Consider the following 6,122-nt stretch of genomic DNA (forward strand, 5'->3'; position numbering starts at 1 on the left):
TCGACAGCGCTCTTCTGACCGCCGACAGCGCCCGGCGCGTGCCGCGCGATACCGTGTCGCTGTGGCGGCGAACACCGGAATCGAACCCTACGACGAGGGCTCGGTCGTGGCGACCATCCATCATCCCGAGCAGACGCCGCGGGCGAGCGTCGTCCTGGCACACGGCGCCGGGGGCAACCGGGACACCGCGATACTGCTGGCCTACGCGAGTGAACTCGCCGGCCGCGGATTCGCGGTGGCCCGGATCGACCTGCCCTACCGCCAGCGCCGCCCCAAGGGACCGCCGAGCCCCTCGACCGCGGCCGCCGACCGCGACGGTATACGTGTCGCCTGCGCGGCCTTTCGGTCGTTGTCGGCGGGCCCGCTGGTCGTCGGCGGCCATTCCTACGGCGGTCGGCAGGCCTCGATGGTGCTCGCCGAGGACGGCGCTGAGGTGGCCGACGGCCTGTTGTTGAGCTCCTACCCGTTGCACCCGCCGGGAAAACCCGAGAAGGCCCGCACCGAGCATCTGCCGTCGATCACCGTCCCGACGCTCGTCGTGCACGGCAGCACCGATCCGTTCGCCACGACCGACGAGATCGGTGCGGCGATCGACCTGATCCCCGCCCCGACCCGGCTGGTGGAGATCGCCAAGGCGGGCCACAGCCTCGACCCGACGAAGAAACCGACGGCTCCCCTCGCCGCCGACGCGGTCGAGCACTTCCTGCTCCGGGAGATCAGCGCATGATGGGAGATCCGCGCATGAGCCGCCGCGCCGTGCGTCCCACCGCCGAGGTGGCCCGCTCCATCAGCTACTCCCCCGACCTCGACGGAGATGCCGATCCCGGCGAGATCGTCTGGACCTGGGTCGAATTCGAGGAAGATCCGTCACAGGGCAAGGATCGGCCGGTACTGGTCGTCGGCCGCGACCCGGCCGAGAACCCTACAGCCGATGCCGGCCCCGCCGGCAGCGGCACGGCGGAGCACGTCCTCGCGCTCATGCTGTCCAGCAAGGATCATCACCGCGACGACGACAACTGGCTCTCGATCGGCGCGGGCGGCTGGGACTCCGACCATCGCGAGAGCTTCATCCGCCTCGACCGCGTGCTCGTCGTCGACGCCGATGGCATCCGACGCGAGGGCGCGATCCTGGACCGAGCCCGATTCGACAGGGTCGCAACGCAACTGCGCGATCGGTTCGGCTGGCGGTGATCACGCCAGTCGTGTGATCTCCACGACGACGTCGAGGTCGGTGGCCTGACCCCCGGTGTAGATGCCCTTGAGCGGCGAGACGTCGGAGTAGTCGCGACCCACGCCCACCGACACGTGCTGTTCGGTGATCTCGGTGAAGTTGGTCGGGTCGAATCCCCACCACCCACCGGTCCAGGCCTCGATCCATGCATGGCTCTGACCTTCGACCGTCTTGTCCACGGCCGCATTGGGTTTCGGATGCAAGTACCCCGAGACATAGCGGGACGGGATACCCAGACCGCGCAACATCAGCAGGGTCAGGTGGGCGTAGTCCTGGCACACGCCCTTGCGCTCGTTCCACGCGTCGACCGCGGTGGTGTGCACACCGGTGGTACCCGGGACATACTGCATCTCGTCGTAGACGTAGCGGCACACCGCCTCGACGGCCTCCTCGGGATCGAGGCCCTTGGTCAGCCGCTTGGCGGTCGCCACCAGACTGCGGTTGCGGGGCACATACGGCGTGTTCGAAAGCGCCTCGTCATAGCGGTCCTCGACCTCCTCGTTGCGGATACCGTCCCACTCACGTTTGCGGTCGTCCTCCGGGCGTTCGCCGGGTTCGGTCTCCACCACCGACATCCCCGAAACCTCGAGTTCCTCGTGCGGCGCATGCAGATCGAAGGCGGTAACCGCGGTTCCCCAATAGTCGGTATAGCGGTACGAGCGGGTCGCCGGGACGGTCTCCACACGGTTGACGATGACGTTCTGCCTGCTGTCGCTGCGCGGTGTCAGCCGGGCCTCGTTGTAGGACGAGGTGACCGGGCTCTGGTAGGCGAAGCCCGTCGAATGCACGACCCTCAGTCGCCAGCTCACAGTTCACTCTCCTCGATGACATGTTCCTCACCGTCGCTGACGCGGGCATCGGCCCACGACACGTATGGCGACACATGGAAGTACTGGGCGGTGACCGCCTCGTTGACCGCACGACAGGTGTCCTGCAGATCGAGCAGCCGCTCCTGCAATCCGTCGAGCAGATCACCCGGCTCCAGAAACTCCAGCGAGCTGCGCGCCCGCCCGAGCAGGAGCAGCGCCTCGGCCTGGGCGCCGGTGCGGCTCGGGCCCTTCTCCAGATCGGCCAGATTGTGTTCGGCGACGCTGAGTGCATGGAACACCGACCGCGGGAAAAGCCGGTCCAGCAACATGAATTCGACGATGTTCTCGGCGTTGATGACGCCACGGTAGGTGCGCAGGAAGGTGTCGTGCGCACCGGCGGACACCAGCACGTTGACCCACGCGGGCGAACCGGCGCGGTCCCCGGCACGCGCGAGCAGCATGCGGATGGTCATGTCGACCCGCTCCACCGACCGACCCAGCAGCAGGTAGCGGTAGCCGTCGTCGTGGCTGAGCGTGGCGTCGGCGAGTCCGGCGAACATCGCGGCGCGATTCTTCACATACGACAAGAATTCATGGGGACCCAGGCGGCGGGATCGGCGCTCGGCGTCGGCCAGACCGTTATAGGTGGTGTTGAGACACTCCCACATCTCGCTCGAGGTGACTTCGCGTGCGCCCCTGGCATTCTCGCGGGCCGAGCGGATCAGGTCGACGATCGATCCGGTCGACTCCTTGGCGTAGGCGACACGCTCGGTCAGCGACCAGACATCGAGATCGGTTTCACTGGCGGGCGCGTCGAGTCCCAGGACCTGAATGACCAGCCGCACCGACGAGTCTACGTCGGCGGTGGCGTCCTCGAGCAATTGGTGGATCGCGACATCGAGCAGACGTGCCATGTCGTCGGCACGCTCGACGTATCGCCCGATCCAGTAGAGCGATTCGGCGTTGCGGGCCAACATCATCGGGCGTCACCGTCCTGGGTCGGCACCACTGGTGACGGCTGGGTCTGGGTCATCTGGGTCTGGGTCATCTGGGTCTGGGTCATCGAACCCAGAGTTTGTGTCTGTGTGGCCGAGCACATGCCGGCACCTTGCTGTTGTTGCTGCTGTTGGGTTTGCGCCACCAACGGGTCCGGCGCGCTCTCGGCGGGCCGGGCCGCGGCGACACCGCTCTTGGTGACGACCTTGGCGCCGGCGAGTTCTCGTTCGCCCTCGGAGCTGCGGGTCGCGAGCACCCAGGTGTCCTTCGACCCGCCGCCCTGACTGGAGTTGACGACCAGCGATCCCTCCGGCAACGCCACCCGGGTCAGCCCGCCGGGCAGGACCCACACCGACTCACCGTCGTTGACCGCGAACGGGCGCAGGTCGACGTGACGCGGGCTCAGGTTGTCGCCCGCCTTGGTCGGCACGGTCGAAAGTTGCACCACGGGCTGTGCGATCCATCCGCGCGGATCGTTACGCACCTTTCGGGCCAACGTGTCGAGTTCGGCCCGGGTAGCGTCGGGACCGAAGACGATCCCGTAACCGCCTGATCCCTCAACGGGTTTCACCACCAGCTCGTCGATGCGATCGAGGACCTCCTCGCATTCCTCGGGAAGCCAGCACCGCAGCGTGTCGACATTGGCGATGATCGGTTTCTCGCCGAGGTAGTAGTCGATGATCTCCGGCACGTAGGTGTAGATCAACTTGTCGTCGCCGACGCCGTTGCCCACCGCCGAGGAGATCACCACGTTGCCCGCGCGCGCCGCATTGAGCAGGCCGGCGACCCCGAGCATCGAATCCGGCCGGAACTGCATCGGATCGAGGAAGTCGTCGTCGATGCGCCGGTAGATGACGTCGACACGCTGCTCGCCCTCGGTGGTGCGCATGTAGACGACGTTGTCGCGGCAGAACAGGTCACGTCCCTCGACGAGTTCGACGCCCATCAGTCGAGCGAGCAGTGAGTGCTCGAAGTAGGCCGAGTTGGCCACGCCCGGCGTGAGGACCACGATGTTCGGGTCGGCCTCGTTGAAGGCCGCCGAGGCCCGTAGCGCGCGCAGCAGATGGCTCGGATAATCGGCGACCGCGCGGACCTTGTGCGAGGAGAACAGGTCCGGGAACACCCGGGCCATGGTGCGCCGGTTCTCCATCACATAGGACACACCCGACGGTGAGCGCAGATTGTCCTCGAGCACCCGGAAATCGCCGTTGGCGTCACGGACCAGGTCGATTCCGGCGACGTGGATCCGGACGCCGTTGGGCGGCCGGATGTTTGCGGCCTGCCGGTGGAAGTGCTCACAGGAATGCACGAGCCGCTTGGGTAGAACCCCGTCGCGCAGGATCTCCTGCTCGCCGTAGACGTCGTCGAGAAACAACTCGAGCGCCTGCACGCGCTGGGTGATACCGGCCTCGAGTTTGGACCACTCCGATGCCGAAATCACCCGCGGCACAACGTCCAACGGGAACGGTCGCTCCTTGCCCGAGAGGGAGAAGGTGATGCCCTGGTCGATGAAGGCGCGACCGAGCGCGTCGATACGGCCCTCGATGTCGGCGCGCTCGGATTCGGCCATCACCTTGAAGATCCCCCGGTAGGCCGATCGGACCTCACCCTGGTGATCGAACATCTCGTCGTAGGCCACACCGAAGGACTTCGCCGCCTCGTAATCCGCGAAAATCCCTGTTTCCGTGGGCTTTACGGAGGTGGTGGCGGTCTTCGCCCGGCCCGTCCGCCCATTCGACGCCGGCTTGCCGTCCGGTTTCGCGGTCGACGTCCGATTCGCGGCCGTCTTCGCCGAAGAGGTCTTACGCGCCTTCTTCGCGGGCGTGTCCGTCGGTGCAGGGCTCATAACCTGACATGTTGCCTCAGATTCAACGATTCGGCATGGTGGTCCGCGGACCCCGACACCCCCGCCGACCCGAGCAATCGGCCGACGCGCGACTCAGCCGCCGATCGTGCGCCGTAGGGCCAGGACCCGTCGGCGCGCTCGCCGCACCAGATTCATCGCACGCGTTTGCGCGGCCGGGCGTGTCACCGGCGTCGGCGCCCGGATGATCATCTCGGCCAATGTGTCGAGTGCCGCGGTGAGGACCTCCTCGGCCTGCGGTGCCGCCGCGGCGTCGTCGCGCTCGCGCGGCACCTGCAGGTCGTCGAGCGAGCCGACCACCGGATAGCCCGCAGATCGCAGCCCGGTGATCATCTCGGCGGACCGATCCGCAGCCCATGCCCGCTGTTCGGCTGACAAGCCGTGCGGAGCACCGTCGGACCGGCCCGACATGATGTGGGCGACGACCTGCTCCTTGAGGACCCGCTCGTATCGCTGCCACTCCACGACGTCGGGCTGCAACCGGGTGTTGAGCAGGCGCAGCATCTCGGTCTGGGCCGCCGACAGAGACGTGTTGAGGTCCGGGACCGGAACCGTCAACGGTGCCGGGTCGACACCGAGCACCGACAGGAATCGCTCCCACAGACCGTCGCCGTCACCACGGATGCGTGGCACGGTCACCACGTGCACCCGCTCGGCGCCGACCACCTCCGACCAGCGGGCCAGGACGCGCACATGATCCTGGAACTCCCAGAACGGCTCCTCCTCCGGCACGTCACCGGGCCCCCCGCCCCGACCGTCCGGCGGCGCCGCATGTGCCCGCACCGAGGTCACGAACTCGTCGAACGAGGCACGACGCTGGTTCTTGACGTTCTCCTGCCAGACCGACGGCAACTGACGCGCCAGATCTCGGACGGTCGCGATGACATGGACCTCGTCGGCGAAAGACAGATCCGCGACGAGGCGCCGCGCCTGATCGACGGTGGCGGTGGCGAACAGTTCGTGGGAGACCAACGAGGTCTGGGGCCACGGTCGCATCTGCCCGACCATCGACGCCCACGTCCGCGCATGGGCCGGATCGACCCAGTCGAGGTAGCGGTCGGGCTGCAGATGTGCGGCGGCGTGGAAGTGGTCGGAGATCTCGTTGCCCGGGTACAGCAGCCCCGACTCCTGCAGGGCGAGGTCACGGTTGTGCCAGAGCCGATCCTGTAGGTGCGTGGTACCGGTCTTGGGCAACCCGATGTGGATGTAGACGACGGACATG

Annotated in this window: 6 protein-coding genes; 2 read left to right on the plus strand and 4 right to left on the minus strand. The window is 67.2% G+C overall.

The window, feature by feature from the left end; translation table 11 throughout:
* The first annotated feature begins 61 nt into the window (after positions 1 to 61).
* Together B1964_RS14255 and B1964_RS14260 are read left to right on the plus strand one after the other, a co-directional pair.
* Positions 62 to 727 carry an alpha/beta fold hydrolase gene (locus B1964_RS14255; RefSeq protein ID WP_079930247.1) on the plus strand — a complete coding sequence of 222 codons (666 nt, stop codon included), beginning with the start codon at positions 62 to 64 and terminating at the stop codon, positions 725 to 727.
* 14 nt (positions 728 to 741) lie between these two features.
* Entirely contained in the window at positions 742 to 1,191 is a 450-nt protein-coding gene (locus B1964_RS14260; protein WP_026920022.1) for a type II toxin-antitoxin system PemK/MazF family toxin, read from the plus strand.
* Here B1964_RS14260 and B1964_RS14265 read toward each other — a convergent pair whose 3' ends face one another.
* The 4 genes from B1964_RS14265 to B1964_RS14280 all read right to left on the minus strand — a co-directional run bounded on the left by B1964_RS14265 (position 1,192) and on the right by B1964_RS14280 (position 6,121).
* Complete coding sequence (locus tag B1964_RS14265) at positions 1,192 to 2,040, minus strand: transglutaminase family protein (protein WP_006370618.1); 849 nt, start codon at positions 2,038 to 2,040, stop codon at positions 1,192 to 1,194.
* Positions 2,037 to 3,020, minus strand: a complete 984-nt coding sequence (locus B1964_RS14270; protein WP_006370617.1) for an alpha-E domain-containing protein — start codon at positions 3,018 to 3,020, stop codon at positions 2,037 to 2,039. The genes B1964_RS14265 and B1964_RS14270 overlap by 4 nt, the downstream gene beginning before the upstream one ends.
* Entirely contained in the window at positions 3,017 to 4,882 is a 1,866-nt protein-coding gene (locus B1964_RS14275) for a circularly permuted type 2 ATP-grasp protein (protein WP_170320214.1), read from the minus strand. Before B1964_RS14275 ends, B1964_RS14270 begins: the two co-directional genes overlap by 4 nt.
* 93 nt (positions 4,883 to 4,975) lie before the next feature.
* Entirely contained in the window at positions 4,976 to 6,121 is a 1,146-nt protein-coding gene (locus B1964_RS14280; RefSeq protein ID WP_079930248.1) for a sulfotransferase family protein, read from the minus strand.
* Between the last annotated feature and the right edge of the window lies 1 nt (position 6,122).

This window comes from Gordonia sp. i37 (assembly GCF_002043085.1).
GTDB lineage: Bacteria > Actinomycetota > Actinomycetes > Mycobacteriales > Mycobacteriaceae > Gordonia > Gordonia polyisoprenivorans.